At 70.8% G+C, this 17,496-nt stretch carries 15 protein-coding genes; 7 read left to right on the top strand and 8 right to left on the bottom strand.

Going from position 1 to position 17,496, the window contains the following annotated elements; translation table 11 throughout:
* Positions 1-220: bL17 family ribosomal protein (locus VF697_RS30325; RefSeq protein WP_331100360.1), on the top strand; the 220-nt coding region annotated here is incomplete at its 5' end.
* Between the two features lie 124 nt (positions 221-344).
* On the opposite strand, the gene VF697_RS30320 is transcribed toward VF697_RS30325, so the two are convergent.
* Genes VF697_RS30320 through VF697_RS30310 form a run of 3 tightly spaced genes read right to left on the bottom strand, consistent with a single transcriptional unit; the run spans position 345 to position 3,230 of the window.
* Positions 345-983 (bottom strand): hypothetical protein, encoded by a 639-nt coding sequence (locus tag VF697_RS30320; RefSeq protein ID WP_331100358.1) that lies wholly within the window; start codon positions 981-983, stop codon positions 345-347.
* A 36-nt stretch (positions 984-1,019) separates the two neighbouring features.
* Complete coding sequence (locus tag VF697_RS30315) at positions 1,020-2,432, bottom strand: tetratricopeptide repeat protein (protein ID WP_414641358.1); 1,413 nt, start codon at positions 2,430-2,432, stop codon at positions 1,020-1,022.
* A 9-nt stretch (positions 2,433-2,441) separates the two neighbouring features.
* Positions 2,442-3,230 carry a lysophospholipid acyltransferase family protein gene (locus VF697_RS30310; RefSeq protein ID WP_331100356.1) on the bottom strand — a complete coding sequence of 263 codons (789 nt, stop codon included), beginning with the start codon at positions 3,228-3,230 and terminating at the stop codon, positions 2,442-2,444.
* A 219-nt stretch (positions 3,231-3,449) separates the two neighbouring features.
* Here VF697_RS30310 and VF697_RS30305 point away from each other — a divergent pair, with 219 nt between their 5' ends.
* The 3 genes from VF697_RS30305 to VF697_RS30295 are packed head-to-tail and all read left to right on the top strand — an operon-like array spanning position 3,450 to position 6,968.
* Positions 3,450-4,064: a deoxynucleoside kinase gene (locus VF697_RS30305; RefSeq protein ID WP_331100354.1), complete on the top strand. Its 615-nt coding sequence runs from the start codon at positions 3,450-3,452 to the stop codon at positions 4,062-4,064.
* Positions 4,061-5,233: a DUF2314 domain-containing protein gene (locus VF697_RS30300; RefSeq protein WP_331100352.1), complete on the top strand. Its 1,173-nt coding sequence runs from the start codon at positions 4,061-4,063 to the stop codon at positions 5,231-5,233. Before VF697_RS30305 ends, VF697_RS30300 begins: the two co-directional genes overlap by 4 nt.
* A 28-nt stretch (positions 5,234-5,261) precedes the next feature.
* Entirely contained in the window at positions 5,262-6,968 is a 1,707-nt protein-coding gene (locus VF697_RS30295) for a sigma 54-interacting transcriptional regulator (RefSeq protein WP_331100350.1), read from the top strand.
* Positions 6,969-6,980: 12 nt separating this feature from the next.
* Here VF697_RS30295 and VF697_RS30290 read toward each other — a convergent pair whose 3' ends face one another.
* Positions 6,981-7,904, bottom strand: coding sequence for a DMT family transporter (locus tag VF697_RS30290; RefSeq protein ID WP_331100348.1), 924 nt, complete (start codon positions 7,902-7,904; stop codon positions 6,981-6,983).
* Positions 7,905-8,002: 98 nt separating this feature from the next.
* On the opposite strand from VF697_RS30290, the gene VF697_RS30285 reads away from it, so the two are divergent.
* A complete protein-coding gene (locus tag VF697_RS30285; RefSeq protein WP_331100346.1) occupies positions 8,003-8,920 on the top strand; it encodes a pseudouridine-5'-phosphate glycosidase in 918 nt (305 codons plus the stop codon).
* 250 nt (positions 8,921-9,170) lie between these two features.
* Positions 9,171-9,665, top strand: coding sequence for a hypothetical protein (locus VF697_RS30280; protein WP_331100345.1), 495 nt, complete (start codon positions 9,171-9,173; stop codon positions 9,663-9,665).
* A gap of 19 nt (positions 9,666-9,684) precedes the next feature.
* Here the strand turns inward: VF697_RS30280 and VF697_RS30275 are convergent, their stop codons facing one another.
* The 3 genes from VF697_RS30275 to VF697_RS30265 form a co-directional block, all read right to left on the bottom strand.
* A complete protein-coding gene (locus VF697_RS30275) occupies positions 9,685-13,263 on the bottom strand; it encodes a DEAD/DEAH box helicase (RefSeq protein WP_331100343.1) in 3,579 nt (1,192 codons plus the stop codon).
* 167 nt (positions 13,264-13,430) lie between these two features.
* Positions 13,431-14,090 (bottom strand): NADPH-dependent F420 reductase, encoded by a 660-nt coding sequence (locus tag VF697_RS30270; protein ID WP_331100342.1) that lies wholly within the window; start codon positions 14,088-14,090, stop codon positions 13,431-13,433.
* A 69-nt stretch (positions 14,091-14,159) separates the two neighbouring features.
* Complete coding sequence (locus VF697_RS30265) at positions 14,160-15,410, bottom strand: styrene monooxygenase/indole monooxygenase family protein (protein WP_331100340.1); 1,251 nt, start codon at positions 15,408-15,410, stop codon at positions 14,160-14,162.
* Between the two features lie 144 nt (positions 15,411-15,554).
* On the opposite strand from VF697_RS30265, the gene VF697_RS30260 reads away from it, so the two are divergent.
* The gene (locus VF697_RS30260; RefSeq protein WP_331100338.1) at positions 15,555-16,379 is read left to right on the top strand and encodes an AraC family transcriptional regulator; all 825 of its coding nucleotides are present in this window, start codon (positions 15,555-15,557) and stop codon (positions 16,377-16,379) included.
* On the opposite strand, the gene VF697_RS30255 is transcribed toward VF697_RS30260, so the two are convergent.
* Positions 16,298-17,476, bottom strand: a complete 1,179-nt coding sequence (locus VF697_RS30255) for a S1 family peptidase (protein ID WP_331100336.1) — start codon at positions 17,474-17,476, stop codon at positions 16,298-16,300. The genes VF697_RS30260 and VF697_RS30255 overlap by 82 nt on opposite strands.
* Between the last annotated feature and the right edge of the window lie 20 nt (positions 17,477-17,496).

Here is a 17,496-nt window from a genome sequence, read left to right as displayed (position 1 = left end):
GCGGACGGTTCGCAACCGCGTCATCCTCCAGAAGGTGTTCAGCGAGTACAAGGATCGTTACGCCACGCGCCCGGGCGGTTACACCCGCATCGTGCGGCTCGGATTCCGTCGCGGTGACGGCGCCGAGATGGCCCTGCTGGAGCTGGTGGATCGTCCCGCCAAGGCCGTTGCCGAGAGCGCCGAGGCCGCTCCCGAGGTCTCGGACAACAAGACGGAGTAGTCGGCCGTCGGCAGCAGGGTAGTGCACGAGGGCGTCCTTCCTCCTGGGAAGGGCGCTCTCGCGCTTTGCGGGGTACCGCGCGCTGGCGGAGCGGAGGGCACCAGCGCGGAGCCCTCGACGCTTCCTATTCCGGCGCGTCCTCGGTGAGGTTCCTGCCGTCCTCGAGGAGCAGGGCGCGGCCCTCGGAGGTGCGCATCTCGACACCCTTGATGACGAGGTCCGAGGGCGCCGCCTGGCCGCTCGCGCCCAGGAGCTGCTTGGGGCTGATGGTGACTTCCTTCGTCGGCGCCACGCCGGCCACCGAGGCCCGCCACTCCGCGCCCCGTTGGTCCTTCACGACGATGATGACGTCCAGCCAGGGCTCGTCGCTCCGGTTCAGGATCGAGATCGAGGCTCGGGCGGGGATCACCACGAGCTTCGCGCCGAAGTCACCCGTCTGCTTGGCTCCCCGCGCCCACGTGGTGCCGAAGGTGGCCACGGAGATGAGCAGCCAGCCGCCCGCGATGAAGGCCTTGTACTTGAAGAAGCGGTCCCGCTCGCGGAACTCCTGGACCTTCTCCTTGAGGATGGAGAGGGTGTTCAGGGCCACGTTGGCGGACTCGGACTTCAGCCGCTCGCTGAGCGCCTCCTGCTGTTGGTTCTTCGGCAGGGGCGCGGTGCGCGTGGCGCTCATCACGCGCAGGTTCGTCTGCGACACGCGCGGCACGTTCGAAGACGACGGCGTCGCGCGCGGCTGCTGGGGCTGGTTGGCACCTTCACTCATCGGTCTTCCAGTGTAGAGGGCGGGGGCGCCCGCTGGCTACTGCCCCCTGGGGCTCTTGAGTTGCTGGAGGGCCCGGGAGGCCAGCGCGTTCTCCGGCTGGGTCTCCAGCACCTTGCGCAGCCACTTCTCCGCCTTCTCGGCTGCTACCCGGCGCTCCTCGGGCTTCGAGGACTGCTTCGCCTGCTCGGTGAAGAGGATGCCCAGGCGCAGGGTGAACTCGAGGTTGTCCGGGTCCTTGTCCACCACCCGCATCAGCTCGTGCTCGGCTCCCGCCCAGTTGCCCTCCAGCTGGTAGACCAGCGCCAGCTTGCCCCTCGGCGCTATCTCGTCCGGCTGTAGCGCCGTGAGCACCCGGAAGGACTCCCCGGCCGCCTTCAGGTCCCGGCGATCCAGATGGAGGTCCCCCAGCCGGAACCAGGCCGTGTCCAACAGCGGGTTGAGCGCCACCGCCTTCTCCAGGTACGGCCGCGCCGCCTCCGGCCTCTGCCGCGCCAGGTACAGCTCGCCCAGGTAGAAGTGGTTCTTGCCGTCCTCGGGCGCCAGCTCGATCGCTCGCTTGAACTCCTCCACCGCCCGGCCCGCGTCGTCCAGCCGCTGCCACGCCAGCCCCAGCAGCGCGTGCACCACCGCCAGGTCCGGGTAGTCCCGCAGAATCTCCTCGAAGGCCACGATGGCCGGGTGCGGGGCGTCCAGCTCCTGCAGGTAGCGCATCGCCTCTTCCAGCTTGGGCTCGGCCGCCTTGGGGAAGCGCGCGAACGGGTCCGCGATCTGATCCATCAGCGCCCGCGCCGTGGCCACCTCGGAGGGGCTCGGGCTCATCCGCACCCACGCGCCCAGCGCCGCCACCGCCCCCGCCGCGTCTCCCGTCCGGTGCAGGGCCTTGGCCAGCGGCAGCCGGATGCCCGTGCGCTCCGGAGCGAGCTCGGCCGCTCGGCGCAGTGGACCTACCGCCGCCGCGTACTGCTCGGACTCCAGCCGCGCGAGGCCCAGGCGGTAGTGGAACTCGGGCTCGTCCGGCTTCAGCGCCAGGGCCCGCTCGAAGGCCTCCACCGCCGGTGCTCCCGCGTCCGACACCCGCGAGAAGTACGCCAGCCCCAGCATGTAGTGGTTCACTGCCCGCTCCGCCTGCGCGTTGCGGCGTTGCAGCTCGGCGATCCACGCGTCCGTGCGGCCCGCCTTCACCTGCGCCTCGGTGAGGGCTCGCGCCAGCTCCAGGTCCTCCGGGGCCCGCGAGAACTCGGCCTCCAGCAGCGGCAGGGCGCGCTCGGGCTGGTTCGTCGCGAGGTACTCACGGGCCTGGGCCCGCGCGTCGAGGGGCCGCTCGCCGGCGGTGGCGCCATGGCGGCACCCGGTGACGAGGCCCAGGCCCAGCACGGCCACTCCCGCCCACGTGGGCAGGCGACGGCGCGGGGAACGACGGGAGTCGGAGGGGGGAAGGCGCTCGGGCAAGGGTTCTCCTCAGGAGGCGGTGCGGCGCTGGCGGCCAATGCCCTCGACACCCGGGGCGGCGATGGCGTCGTTCGTATCGCCACCCTTGCCGCCCAGCTCGAGGCTCTGCGCGATGATGACGTCCCGCACCGCCTTGATCAGCCCCTCGCGGTCATTCTCGCCGAAGGCCTTGGTGTCGATGGGCTTGCCGATCTTCACGTACACGGGGCCGGGTTTGATGTTCCACGAGTTCTTCGGCATCACCGTGCCGGAGCCCTCGATGGTGACGGGGACGATGGGGACGCCGGCCTTGAGCGCCAGGGCGAAGGCGCCCTTCTTGAAGGGCAGGATGCGGCCGTCATCCGAGCGCGTGCCCTCGACGTAGACGAACACGCTCTTGCCGTTGCGCACCTTGCGCGCCGCCTCGTCCAGCGAGGCGATGGCCTTGTCCCGCTGGCCGCGGTTGATGAAGATGTGCCCGGCCAGCCACAGGTACCAGCCGATGAGCGGCACGTACTGGAGTTGGTGCTTGGCGATGTAGCGGAAGTTCACCGGCACGGCCACGAAGCCCACCGGGATGTCCAGCGAGGACTGGTGGTTCGCGACGTAGATGGTGGGCCGCTCCGGGTCCACGTTCTCCTGGCCGCTCACGATCAGCTTCGCCCCGCCCGTGCGGATGAGGATGGGCGACCACAGCCGGCGGGCCACCCACACCGACTTGCCCGGATCCAACGTGACGATCATCGCCAGCACGGCGACGGGGAACAGGAGGGCGGTGGCGACCGCCGTGACCAACATGCAAAACAGGTTGCGAAGCATCCCTGGTGTCCTCGGCATCTCTTCCTGCGGGGAGCCCACCACGGCGCGCGGCCCGGTGTCCCGCCGAAAACGCTCAAACAGCGGAGCGGCCAGCTCTTCTTCCGGGTACCAGCAATCGCCCGCACGCTCGCGCGCTCGGCGGGGGGTGGGTGAACCCGTATCTACCACGCCACCTTGGCGCTGGTGTGCGCCGCCCGGTGGGGATACAAGCGAGGGGCCTTGGCCAGGAAGAAGTTCATCGCGATCGCGGGAAACATTGGAGCCGGGAAGACGGAGCTCACGTCCTTCCTCTGCCGGAAGTACGGCCTCACTCCCTTCTTCGAGCCCAACGAGGAGAACCCCTACCTCGCCGACTTCTACAAGGACATGAAGACCTGGGCGTTCCGCTCCCAGCTCTTCTTCCTCACGGCCAAGTTCCGCCTCCAGCGCCAGTACGAGAGCACCCCGGGCACCCTGCTGCAGGATCGCACCCTCTACGAGGACGCGGAGATCTTCGCCAAGAACCTCCACCGGCAGCGCTACATCGACAAGCGCGACTGGCAGATGTACTGGGACCTCTACGAGACCTTCTCCCAGACGCTCACGCCGCCGGATTTGATGATCTACCTGCGCTGCCCCGTGAAGACCCTGCGCCAGCGCATCCGCCTGCGGGGCCGGGAGATGGAGCAGGACATCCCCACCGCCTACCTCAACCGGCTCAACGCCCTGTACGAGGAATGGTTCAGTGGCTACAAGATGTCCCCCGTCCTCGTTCTCCCGACGGACAAGCTGGACTATGTGACGGACCTGGTGGATCGCGTGGACCTCTTCCGACAGATCGAGAAGCACCTGTGAAGGAGGTCTACCTGCTCGCCATGGCGCGCGCCTCCGCGGTGCCCATCGAGGCCCTGCGCGCCTCCTTCGAGTCCGAGGAGATGACCTTCACCCCCGCCTCCGATGGTCACGGCTTCACCATCGAGGCCGAGGGCTCCAAGCTGGAGGTCGTCTTCGAGTCGCGGCCCACCCCCCAGGAGTGGACGTCCGACCTGTTCAGCGGCAGCGAGCCGGCGCTGGAGGGGCTCGCCCGGGCCCGCTCCTTCTACCGCTTCGCCTTCGAGCCGGGCTCGTCCCAGCCCACCGTCCCCGTCTTCGTGGCGCTCATGTGCGCCCGCATCGTCCTGCTCCACTCGGAGGGCGTGATGGTGGACATCACCTCGTCCAAGGTCCACGAGCCCGACGACGTGGGCGAGCTCACCGAGCTGGACTTCGACATCCGAGACCACCTCAACCTCCATGCCGTGGAGGTCATCGAGGGCGAGACGCCCCTGTGGGTGCACACGCACGGGATGGAGAAGTTCGGCGCGAGGGACCTGGAGATCTTCCACCTGGGCGAGCAGGACCTGCTGCCGGCCGAGGCCTTCCTGCACGAGCTGGCCACGGACATCGCCTTCGGCCAGGGCCCGACGCTGCGCACGGAGATGGGGACCAGCGAGGGGCAGACCTTCATGCTGGTGCCCTCGGAGGAGGCCCGGACGAACCTGCTCGGGGTGCCCCTGGAGTCCTTCGAGGGCCATGAGGGTCTCTTCCTCACCGTGGTGTCGCCCCAGGGCCGGCACAACACGGCCGAGCTGCTGCGGCCCTTCCGCGAGCGCTTCGCCCAGGAGCCCACCGAGCAGACCGAGTCCATGCACCGGGAGACCCAGGTGCTCCTGCCGGCCTTCAAGGCGCGCTTCCTGCGCCGGGGGCTGATGGAGCCGCTCGCCTTCCTGGTGCGCGCCCCCTTCGAGACCCACCCGGAGGGCGAGGCGGTGACCGAGCAGCTCTGGATGGAGGTGCTCTCCTGGGACGACGCCACCGTGGTCGGCCGGCTGGTGGATGGCGCCGTCCACACCACCGAGTGGCGCAAGGGCGCCCACGTCGAGGTCCCCGAGTCCGACGTGAATGCCATGGCCCTCAGCCGCGAAGGTCGCACCCTGGACGAGGAAGAGGTGCGCACGCTGTTGAATGCCGAACGCCCCTCGTAAGGGGCGGTGGTAGCATCGTCGTCCCCTCATGCCCGCCCTGTTGCTCCTCTCCGGTCCCTCCGCCGGCCTCCGCTACGAGGTCCAGGGGGAGGCGACGATCGGCCGCAGCCCCTCGTGTGAGATTCCCCTCCCCGAGGACGATCAGATGTCCCGCCGCCACGCGCGCTTCACCGTGGTGGACGACCAGGTGCATCTGAGCGACCTGAGCTCGCGCAATGGCACGGCCGTGAATGGCGAGCGCATCACGGGCGACGTGGTGCTGCGGCCCGGCGATCGTGTCCAGGTGGGCAAGACGACGGTGCTCGTCGAGCCGCTCGGAGCGGCCTCGCTGGGGGACTCGGCGCCCGGCGCCGCGAGCCTCCTCCCCGTGGAGGAGGTGCTGCCGCACGTGGGGCCGGAGTCCGCCGTGTACTCGGCCGGAATGACGCTGCTGGGCGCCACCAGCGAGGCCATGGTGCTGCGGCGCGTCGCCGCGGAGGCGCAGCACGCGCTGCACGCGGACCGGGCGGCGGCGCTCCTGGGCGGCATCCAGGGGCTGCTCACCGCGGCGGTGGTGGGGGCTCCCTCCGTGGAGGTGCCCCGTGAGCTGGCCCTCGCGGCGCTGGAGCGCTCCGAGCAGGCGCTCTCGGCCGGGGCCCTGTGCTCACCGCTGATGGCCTCGGGTGGGGCGCCCTTCGGCGTGCTGTACGTGGAGCGCTCCGAGCCCGCCTTCTCCGCGGCCGATGGTCGGCTGGCCGCCATGCTCGGACGGCTCGGCGGCGAGGCCTACGCGGCGGTGCGCTCGCGCGCGGGCTCGGAGTCGGCGGCCCGTGTGGACATGGTGGGCAACTCGCGCCCCTTCCGGAAGCTGGTGGAGCAGGCCCGCCGCGCCGGTGCCAGCGCTGCGCCCGTGGTGCTCTCCGGCGAGCCCGGCTCCGGCAAGTCCCTGTGCGCCGGCTACATCCACTCGCGCTCGCCCCGGGCGCTCGGGCCGCTGGTGCGGGTGGACTGCCGCGAGGCCACTTCCCTCGAGGAGGTGCTCTTCGGGCGCGCCAGCGGGCCGGGACTGCCGCCGCTGTCCTCGGCGCTGCTGCGCGCCGACGGGGGCACGCTGCTGCTGCACCACGTGGAGATGCTGCCTCGCCCCCTGGCGGAGCGGCTGGCCCGGCTGCTCGCGCGCAAGACGGCCCCGGCGCGGCAGGGCGGCGAGGAGCCCGTGGACTTCCGCCTCATCGCCACCACGAGTGCTCCGCTGCGGGCGCTCGCCGCGAAGGGGGAGGTGGAGGCCTCGTTGGCACGGCAGTTCACGGGGCTCGAGCTGGAGGTGACGCCCCTGCGCGAGCGGCGCGCCGACGTCCCCACGCTCTTCGAGCTCTTCGCCGCCCGGGGGGCCCGCGCCGCCCGGAAGGCGCCTCCCGTGCTCACCCCCGAGGCCCGGCGGCTGCTCGTGGACTACGGCTGGCCCCACAACGTGCGCGAGCTGGAGCTGCTCGGCGAGCGGCTCGCGCTGGTGCACGCCGGCTCGCAGATCCACTCGCTGAACCTGCCTCCGGAGATTCAGGCCGGGAGTGCCTCGTCCGCGCCGCTCACCCTGCAGGAGCGCGTCTCCAAGCTGGAGCGCGACGCCATCGCCGAGGCCCTGCGCACGGCCGGCGGGAAGAAGATCGTCGCCGCCCGGATGCTGGGCATCAGCCGGCCCACGCTCGACAAGAAGATCGAGGACTACGGGCTCACGGTGTCGCGCCGGCGCGCGTGAGCGCGCGGGGGCTCAGTGCCTCCGGCTGAGGAGCACGCCGGAGATGACGAGCGTCGCGCCCACGATCTGCAACCCGGTGGGCTGCTCGCCGCGCACGAGCCACGCGGTGGTCGCCGCCACCACGGGCGTGCCGCTGTTGTAGATGCCCGTGCGGCTGCTGCCCACCGCCTGCACGCTGCGGCTCCACACGACGTAGGCGAGCACCAGCGGGATGAGCGCCGAGTACACCACGCCGAACCAGGCACCCGGGCCGATGCTCTCCAGCTTCAGGCTCATCACCGAGGGCAGGCCCATCAGGACCACCCCGGGCGCGCCGGTGAGCATGGTGAGCGCGGTGATGCGCAGCGCGGACACCTCGGCGCCCAGCGAGCGGATGCCCACCGTGTAGAGGGCCCAGCACAGCGAGGCGCCGAGGATGAGGAAGTCCCCCATGCGCGTCGAGGCATCCAGGTCGGGCCCTCGGGCGCTGACGATGAGCAGCATGCCCGGCACCGCGAGCACCAGTCCCATCGCGAGCGGCCGGCTGAGCCGATCCACGCCCAGCGCGGCGCCCAGCAGGGCCGTCAGCACGGGCGTGCCGGCGGCGAGCATCCCGCTGTTGGCGGCGGTGGTGTGGGCGAGGCCCATGATGAAGCAGAACTGGTAGAGCGTGTTGCCCACGAGCCCGAGCCCCACGAGCTTGAGCAGGGTGGCGCGGGGCAGGGGCTTCCATCCCTCGCGCGTGTGGAGCACCACGGCCATGGCCACCGCCGCGAGCCCGAAGCGCAGCGCCATGAAGGCCAGCGGCGGGAAGGAGCCCAGGGCCTCCTTCACCACCGTGTAGTTCGTACCCCAGATGATGACGACGAGGACGAGGGCGAGATCCGAGAGGGAGAGGGCGCGGGGGGCGGCCGGGGGGGCCACGGTGCTGGGGGTGCTCAAGGCGAGCGGCGGCATACCGCCCCCGGATGGCGCTGGCAACAGTCGGACATGGGCGGAACGGTCCCACGCTCCGCGCTTGTCCCGCCCGCCCGCCCGTGGCGTATATGCCGGCCATGGACTTGCGTTACTCCGAAGAGGTCCGGCGCGCGAAGGAGCAGGGTGCGCCGCTGGTGGCACTGGAGACGAGCGTGGTGGCGCAGGGGTTGCCGTACCCGGACAACCTCGGGGCGGCGCGTGCCTGCGAGGAGGCCGTGCGCCGGGCGGGCGCCGTGCCCGCGCCCATCGCCGTGATGGACGGGCAGGTGTTCATCGGGCTCGAGGAGTCCCAGATGCGCCGGCTCGCCGAGGGCCGTGAGCGTCTGCTGAAGCTGGGCTCGAGGGACCTCGCCGTGGCCATCGCTCGGGGTGCCACCGGAGGCACCACCGTGAGCGCCACCTGCGAGCTGGCCGCGGCGGCCGGCATCCGCGTCTTCTCCACGGGCGGCATCGGCGGCGTGCACCGCGGCGTCGCCGAGCACCTGGACATCTCCCAGGACATCTGGGCGCTGGCCCGCTTCCCGGTGGCGGTGGTGTGCGCCGGAGCCAAGTCCGTGTTGGATCTGCCCAAGACGATGGAGGCGCTGGAGAGCGCCGCGGTGCCCGTCATCGGCGTGGGCACCGACGAGCTGCCGTCCTTCTACAGCCGCTCGTCCGGGCTGATGTTGGAGCACCGCGTCGAGGATCCCGAGGCGGCGGCCCGCGTCACCCGGGCCCGCTTCGACACGCTGGGGCAGGGGGGCATCCTCTTCACGGTGCCTCCGCCCGAGGAGACGTCCCTGCCGCGCAACGACGTGGAACTGCACATCGCCTCGGCGCTGGCCGAGGCGGACCGGCAGGGCATCCGCGGCAAGGCCGTGACGCCCTTCCTGCTCTCGGAGATGGCGCGGCGCAGCAGCGGCAAGACCCTGCGCGCCAACCTCGCGCTGCTGACGAACAACGCCCGCTTCGCGGGGCAGCTCGCGGTGGCCTACGCCCAGGGCTCCACGGCCTGAGTCCTGGCGCGTACGCCCCCCTGCTGGGCAGGCTCGTGCTCCGGCATGCGAGCGAGCCCCTCCGGGAGCGGTTGTCTTCCACCTTTCTACGAGACCCAAGTAGAATGGCTCGGAGGACAACCGAATGGCGAAGAGCTGCACCCCGCCGACTCCGCTCCAGTGGCAACCCCCTCACGTTGTGTGGATGGCTGGAGCCCAAGATGGGGCCCCTGGGTCGGGGCTCCGCTCGTCTTCGCCCGCCGGACTCAGGATGGACGCCCAGGCTCCGCAGCGCATCCTGGTGGTCGACGACGACCCGGCCATCCTGAAGGTGTGGCGCCGCGTGCTCGGTCCGAGAGCGAGCCCCTCCTCCCTGGACAACCTCGAGAAGAAGATCTTCGGGGCCCCCCCGCCCGCGCCCGTGGATGCGGGTTTCTCCATCGACACCGCCCTGCAGGGCAGCGAGGGGTTCCAGAAAGTCGTCAGCGCCTTGTCGGAGGGGCGTCCCTACACCTTCGCCCTCGTCGACATGCGGATGCCGCCGGGCTGGGACGGGCTGGAGACCATCGTGCGCATGCTGGAGAAGGACCCTCAGCTCGAGGTGGCCATCTGCAGCGCCTTCTCGGACATCTCCCGGGATGAGGTCGCCAAGCGCATCGGCCGGTCGGACCTGCTGTGGCTCCGCAAGCCCTTCGACCTCGAGGTCGCGCGAGATCTCGCCCGGAAGTTGAGCGAGCAGGGCGTTCACCGACGCCACTCCCGCTGAGACAGGCCGGGCTGGCCGCTCAATGCACCGTTCGGGTGCGGGGCGCCTCGTCTTCTTCGTCAGCCCGCTCGCGGGGCGCTTCACCGCCCGCGAGCAGCGCGAGGAGATCCTTCGTCGTGAGCCGCGCCGCCACGTCGGTTCCCTCGAGCACGCCCGCGACGAGCGCGCGCTTGTCCGAGTGCAGCGAGAGGATCTGCTCCTCGATCGTTCCGCGCGCGATCAGCCGGTACACCGTCACCGGCCGTGTCTGCCCGATGCGGTGCGCGCGATCCGTCGCCTGATCCTCGACCGCGGGATTCCACCAGGGATCCAGGTGGATGACGTAGTCCGCGGCGGTGAGGTTGATGCCGGTGCCGCCAGCCTTCAGCGAGATGAGGAAGACCTCGTCCTCTCCGTTCTGGAAGGAGGAGATCAGCCTGGCCCTCGTCCCTGCCGGCGTGGAGCCGTCGAGGTAGAGGTATGTGAACCCCGCGCGCTCCAGCTCCTCCCGGACGAGCGCCAGGTGCGAGGTGAACTGGCTGAAGACGAGCGCACGGTGCCCCTCGCTGCGCAGCTCCGTGAGGAGCTCGAGCAGGCGCCGCATCTTCGAGGACGTGAGGGTGGACTCGGCGTCGTACAGGCGCGGGTGTGAGGCCAGGAGGCGCAGCCGCGTGAGCGCCGCGAGCACCTGGAAGCGCTGCTGCTCGTTGCGGATCCCCTTGCCCTGGTCACTCACCTCGGCGATCGCGGCCAGACGCGCGTCCTCGTACAGCGCCCACTCCTCCTCGGAGAGTGCGATCGGGACCTGGATCTCCGTCCTCGGAGGCAGCTCGCGTGCGACCTCCTGCTTGGTCCGACGGAGCAGGAACGGACGGATGACGCGGGAGAGCGCCGCCTGGGCGTCGGGATCCTTCGCGCGCTCAATCCGTTGCGCGAAGCGCTCGCGGAACTGCTCCCAGCTCCCGAGCAGCCCGGGGAAGACGAGCGCGAAGAGGCTCCACAGCTCGCCGAGATGGTTCTCGAGCGGCGTGCCCGAGAGCGCGATCCGGAAGCCCGCCTGGAGCTGTCGCGCCGCGCGTGCCCGTCGCGTGTTGGGGTTCTTGAGCGCCTGGGCCTCGTCGACGACGAGCGTGCCGAAGGAGATGGCCGCGAGCTGGGCGGCATCGCGCACGAGCAGGCCGTAGCTCACGATGAGCACGTCGCCCTCTTTGAGCTTCGCGAGGCACGCCAGCCGATCCGCCTGCTCCGCGTAGAGCACGGGACGGAGCTTGGACGCGAAGCGCTGAATCTCCTCGACCCAGTTGAAGGCAACGGACGTGGGTGCGAGCACCAGCGCGGGGCCGAGCCGGGCGCGATCCAGCAGGACCGCGATGGCCTGCACCGTCTTGCCGAGCCCCATGTCGTCCGCCAGGCACGCCCCGGCGCCCCACGCGGCGACGCGGCTGAGCCAGGCATGTCCTTCCACCTGGTAGTCGCGCAGGGTCGTCTCGAGCGAGGCGGGCGGCTTCGGCTTGAGGGACAGGGAGGTCGCGAGGCGCTCGGTCAGGAGCTGCCACGCGGGTGGGGTCTCGACGTCCGCCCCCGCGTCGAGCAGTGCGCTGATGGCGGGGACGGCGCCCGGGGACAGCTCCACCCGGTTCTTGCCGATGAAGGTGTGATCCGCCACCGCGAGCAGTCGCTGCCGCAAGGTGTCGCTGAGCTCGACCCAGCGGTTCGCATCCATGCGCACGAAGCGCTTCTGTCTCCGGGCCGCGTCGAGCAACACCGCTAGCTCGAGCCTTCCCGCTTCGACCTTCAGCTCTCCCGAGACGCCGAACCAGTCGCGCTTGCGTTCAACCTGTACCCTCAGCGCCTCGGGGCCCATGGTGGAGGAGATGAAGGGCTTCTCGTCCACCCACTCGACCTCGAGCCCCTGGGGCGGATTCTGGAGCACCGCGATGAGCTCCAGCGCGGCATCGGTGTCGCCCATCCGGAAGCAAAACGGTGGACCCTCCTCGGCCCCGGCGAGGGGAAGCGGGCGCAGCGCGGCGCGGGCACGCTCCTCTTCGAGCATCAACTGACGCCGGATGTAGCCGCGCTCGCCTCCTCGGGCGAGCAGCACGTCCCGCGGCCCCTCTCCGGGATGGAACAGCGGCGCTCCCGCGCCAGGACGCACGAGCAGCTCGAGCTCCAGGGAGACGTCGGGGAGCAGGCGGAGCCGGACGACGGTCGTCGTCTCCGTCTGAAGCTCCCGCCCCTTGATCGTGTTCGGCACGACGAGGGGAAGCCGCGCTTCCAGCCGAGAGAGCCGCTCGAGCAGCCGCTCGTGGCTCTCCGGTGGGAACTGATCGCCGTACTTCTCGAGCACGTTCCAGAGCTGGCGCGCCTCGTCGTTCACGTCGATGAGCAGGCAGCGGCCACGCTGCTCCTCGACGGTGAACAGCGGCTCGCCCGGCGCGAACGAGCGAAGCAGGGCCGCGAGCAGCTTTGGGTTGAAGCGCTCTCCCTCGATTGATGGCTCGAGGCGGATGTGGCCCTCGGCCGGGAGCGCGTTGAAGCCGAGCCGCACGCGCTTCACCTCGAGCGGCTCCTCGGGGCGCAGCTCGCGCGACACGCGCGGATGCCCCACCAGTGCGACGAAGGCCCGGGAGGGGTAGGTGCCCGCGGCACGCGAGGCCGGCGCCCAGGACGCGAGCTGTTCCGCGATGCGGAGATCCGCCTCCGAGAGCAGCTCCCGGTGCTCCTCGAGGAGCCGTGCCGCCGTCATCCGGGCACCCGAGCTGAGCGTGCCGCGACGGGTCTGCTTCTTCACGAGCGGTGACACCGTGAGCGTCCCGAGCTCATGCTCGACGCACCACCAGACCTCGATCGGCGCGCGGGGCTTCGTCACCTCGGCTTCGAACAGCTCGAGCTCCTTCAGCGCCCGTGCCCAGCTCGGACGAAGAAGCTCCTCCACCAGGGCCCGTGCCTCGGTGACGCGGGCGGGGTTTTCGAGCAGGTCGAGCGTCGTGTCGATCAGCGCGAGCCCGTGGGTGCAGGCCCGAGACCGCGAGGAGCAGCTGCACTCGAGCCGGGCCTCTCCGCCGCTCTGGATCGTCAGCCGGGAGAGGGGAGCGACCGTGCTGTAGTCGGGACCCGAGCGCACGACACGCTCGCGCTCCTTCCACGAGAAGGTGCACGCCTGCGCGTCGAAAGCCCACGTTCCCGTGGAGCGCCGCTCACGCGAGCGCGGGAAGGCGAGGACTCGGACGGCGCGACGCAACTCGAGCAGGCGTGCCCAGAGTGGAGCAATCACGGCGTCGGGGTGCGCTTCGCGACGCTCGCGCTCCTCCGCGAGTCCCTGTTGGACGGCCGCCGCCTCCTGATGAAGGTACGCCGAGGCCGCCTCCGCGAGCGCCGTCTCGAGCCCCTTGCCTCGCGCGCCCCCGTGACGGGAGGTGCCCTCTCTGGAGCCGACATCGCGCACCGCGAGTCCACCCAGCGCGTGCCGGAGTCCATTGCGCTGCGCCTCGTTGAGCGGGAGCTCCGGGAGCAGGATCTCCGCGGAGGTGGCGAGCGCGTATTGGACGAAGTGGGCCTCGGCCCAGACCTCGAGCTCCTTGCGGGTCGAGAAGGACATCTCGTCGGGGGGAGGCGACACGGGGCGCGGACTTTAACCGCGCCGAGCAGGGGACGCCTAGAGGTGTTCCCCTGGCCGGCACTCAGCTCCCGGGCGCTCGGTCGCCTGGGGAGTAGTGGCGGCGGATGCGCTCGGCCTGCCGTAGGAGAAGGAGGTGCTCATCCGGGCCCGCCCCGTTGCCCCATGCGTCAGCTCTGCTTCGCGAGCTCGGCGTAGCGCTTGGCCTTGCCGAGGGCCGCCTTCATTCCGTCCACGTCGAGGTTGACGTTGTAGGCTGGCAGGTCGCGCTGGAAGCGCCAGCCCTCCGCGAGCGGGCCGACATCCACCACGTCGTAGCCGATCGCGTCGATGAAGCGGGCCACGCTCTTCCTGGCCTCGGCGTCGTCACCCGCGATGGCCAGCGCCCGGCGATTCTTCGTGCCAGCGGGCTGCCCCTGCGCCTTGAGGTGCTCGAACCAGATGTGGTTGAAGGCCTTGACCACCTTCGACCTGGGCAGGTGCGCCTGGAGCAGCTCGCTGGTGGTGGTCTTCTCCGAGTCGAGCTCGGGGATATGGCCGTCGCGCCCGGGGTAGTAGTTGTTGGTGTCGATCACGATCTTGCCCACGAGCGGCTCGACCGGAACCGACTTGTAGTGCTTCAGGGGAATGGTGACCACGACGATGTCCCCCGCCGCGGCGGCCTCCTGGACCGTCGCCGCCCTGGCCTTCGGGCCGAGCTTCGCGACGAGCTCCGCGAGGGTCTCCGGGCCTCGGGAGTTGCTCAGCACCACGTTGTACCCCGCGTCGACCGCGAGCTTCGCCAGCGTGCCGCCGATGTTTCCCGCACCAATGAATCCAAGGGTCTTCATGTGTCGCTCTCCTGGGTGTCCCGTGAGGTTTCTACTGTAACCAGGCACCCGCCGCCGGCCCTGGGATTCTCAGAGCCGCTCCATCAGCGCCGGGGGGACTCCCTTGGAGAGCAGGAACTCGCGGGTGGAGGCGGGATCGACGAACCAGGGGAAGAGGGACCTGGGGTCGTACAGGCCTCCGATCAGCGCCTCGGCCATTCCGGGCACGTGGTGCGCCGCGGTGAGGACCGTCTGCTGGTGAGGCGCTGGAGGCATGAGCAGGCCGGCCGTCACGCCCATGGCGTATTGGCCATAGGCCTGCCAGAAGTCATCGAAGGTCCGTTGCATCCACTCCGCGGTGAAGGGACGCCCGGCGTTCTCCCGGATGCGGTTCCGATAGAAGTCCGCCATGTGGGTGGCGTTGTTGCCTCCCTGGGCGGCCAGCGGATCATGCAGCATGACGGCATCACCCAGGCCGAGCACCGCCTTGCCAGAGGCCAGCCGGCCCACGGGATGACGGACGGTGGGTGTGAGGGCTCCGCGAAGCCAGCACTGCTCGCTGGGGAGCTCCGCATCCTTCAGATCCTCCAACTGCCCGGGGAGCAACGCGCGGAGGGTCCGCTGACACGCCGCCAGCAGCTCGCGGCCCGACAGCTCCCGGGGAAATTGATCGAGCGGTCCGCCCGGGATGCCCTCGAGGAGGAGGAAGCGCCCCTTGACGTTCTCGCGGCCGTAGAACGGCGTGATGATCACCTCGCCCACGCCCGGCAGGACCCGGATGGTGCCGCTGCGGAGGTCGGGCCGGAAGTTGTTCACGAGCATGCCGATGAGGTGGCGCTGCGGCTTCGCGAAGGGGCTCCGTTGGGGATCTCGCTCGAACAGGCTGGAGATCGAACCCTTGCCGGTGGCCACCAGGACGAGGTCGAAGCCGGCGACGTGCTTGTCCAGCTCGTCCGGGCTCGCCAGGGGGACGACGCGAACGGCGGCGCCACGGCGCTCCAGCTCCTGCATCCACCGAGAGTTCTTCAGCCGCTGATCCACGCCCCGGTGCGGTCGCGCAACGGGAGGGCAGATGTGCAGCCCCACGCTGCCGTCGGGGTTGATGAACTCGAGGATCGCGCCTTCTCCCCGCGTCATCACGTCTTCCCAGAAGGTGAGCCCCAGCGCTGCTTCCTTCCTCACCGCGTCCTCGAACAACCCCATGCCCGAGGGGAGGCGACCCTTCAGGATCGCATCGCTGGTCTGATCTGAAAACAGTGTGACTTCGTGCCCATCCTCGAGCAGCCCGAAGCCCAGGAAGAGCCCCGCCTGACCCGCGCCTACGATCGCGATATTCGCCATGGCGCGAGATCATACCCACCGGCCTGGGGGCGGAGGAGGCGGGCGCTCCGGATTGAAGCCGTGTCGCACCTGGCCTAGGACGAGCGGATGCCAAGGAGCCGAGCACGCGGCGCGCCGGGAGCCACACCGTCTCACGAGGAGTTCGTGGCGCGACGGCTACCCTTGTGGGTAGGTCCCTATGGACAGCATCGACAAGGGGCGAGTCATCCCCCGGGCCCCTTCGTCCACTCCTACGCCGTCGTCATTCTCATCACGCGCGGGACGTCGAGGGTGCGGCACGCGGGGGAGCAGACCCTTCGCGCTGGGGACGTTCATCTCATTCCGCCAGGGGACTCCCACGGGTCCGCGCACTTCGAGAACGCGGCGGGATGGGCCCTCGCGTTCCACCCCGAAGCGGTGACGCAGGGGGACAGCTGGGGAGACGAGTCGGCGCCGCTCCTCCGTCCCTTCCTGCACGTGCGGAGTGGCTGCCATCCCGTGCTGCGCCCCTCGCCCGCCCAGCGCCGGCGGCTGGTGGGGTGGTTGCGCGCACTCGCGGTGGAAGTCGCTGGGGACGCGAGGGGCCGTGACGAGGCGCTGGGCGCGCTCCTGCGACTCGTCCTGGTGGAGCTGGAGCGGATGGCGGCTCCCACCCCAGCTCCCATGACCGCGAGCCTCGGCCTGGCCCGGCGCGCCCTCTCCTATATCGAGCTGAATGGCCTCAAGCCCTTGTCCCTCGCGGACGTCGCCGCCGCGCTGGGGCGCTCCTCCACGCATGTGGCGGCCATCGTCCAACGCGAGACGGGCCGCACGGTGGGTGACTGGATTCTGGAGCGCCGGATGGCGGAGGCCCGCAGGCGGCTCCGAGGGACGGATGAGCACGTGGACGTCATCGCCGAGCGCGTGGGCTACGCGGACGTGACGCACTTCATCCGGCTCTTCCGGCGAGTCCATGGCCTCACCCCGGCGGCCTGGAGACGGCGGGAGTAGGCCACCCATGCGAGCAGCGCGGCGAGCATTCCCTCCGCGCCACTGCCACTCCGCGTGACCGCGCAGCCCCCCCCGCGCAGCTCGGTCTCGGCCTCGGCACAGGGCAGCCACAGCCGGCACGCCTCGCCCGCCTTCACGCACAGCCGCTCGCCCTCGGGCCCGGTGCAGTCCGCGCCGAAGCGACCGGCCTCGAGGCCCGCCACCGCGCAGCTCCTTGCCCCCCCGGGCTGGGTGATGCACGCCATCCCGAGTGGGCAGTCGGCGTGGCCCTGGCACCGCACCGTGCACGCGTCCACCGTCGGGTCGAACGGCGGCCGCGTGGGCGGTGCTCGCGCGACCTCGTCGAGGATCGACTGGAGGAAGGCCGCATGCACGTCGACGCGCATGTTGGTGCCCGTCGTGCAGGCGGGATCTCCATACGAGGTGACGCCGACGACGCGCTCGGTGCCGTCGATCTCCATGAATGACGGACCGCCGCTGTCACCGCCGCACGACATCGCGGGCGCGACCACGATGGAGAAGGTCCCCGCCTCGACGGCCGTCACCCGGGCGGTGCCGCTGCGCCGGCTGCCAGTCCTTCCGTGGTCGTCGAGGCCAAATCCCACCACCCGGGTGGTCCGCCCCACCACGTCCGCCGGCAGCGCCGATCCGAGCAGCGGCACGGGCGCGACGGGCGCGTCCTCGGCGAGCAGCAGCACACCGATGTCGTTCTCTCCCGCGTTCCAGGAAGGGTAGGCGGGGTGCAGCCGGCCCTCGACGACGCGCACGCGCTCGGCGGTGAGTGCCCGCGCCGCCTCGGACGCGAACACCACCGAGAGCACCTGCGAGACCTCGGGGCTCTCCACGCAGTGGGCCGCGGTCAGGACGACCCGGGGCGCGACCAGCGTGCCCGTGCAGGTGACCGGCGAGGCCTCGTCCGGCTCGCCACAGAGGGGTGAGACGGGGACGAGCGCCCCCACGGCCGGGTAGCCGGGCTCGAGCGCGCCGCCAATCACCGCTTGCCGCTCCACCGAGGGCGCGGGCTCGGGCGGCCCATCACACGCGCCCACGAGGAGGAGCAGCATGACGACAGGCCCCAGCGGGTGCTGGAGCCTCACGCCTTCTCTCGGGGACGCGA

Origin of the sequence: Archangium sp. (genome assembly GCF_036388035.1) — a bacterium.
Taxonomy (GTDB): Bacteria; Myxococcota; Myxococcia; order Myxococcales; family Myxococcaceae; genus Archangium.
Note: the sequence above shows the minus strand (reverse complement) of the source record. Positions and strands in the feature narration are given on the sequence as shown.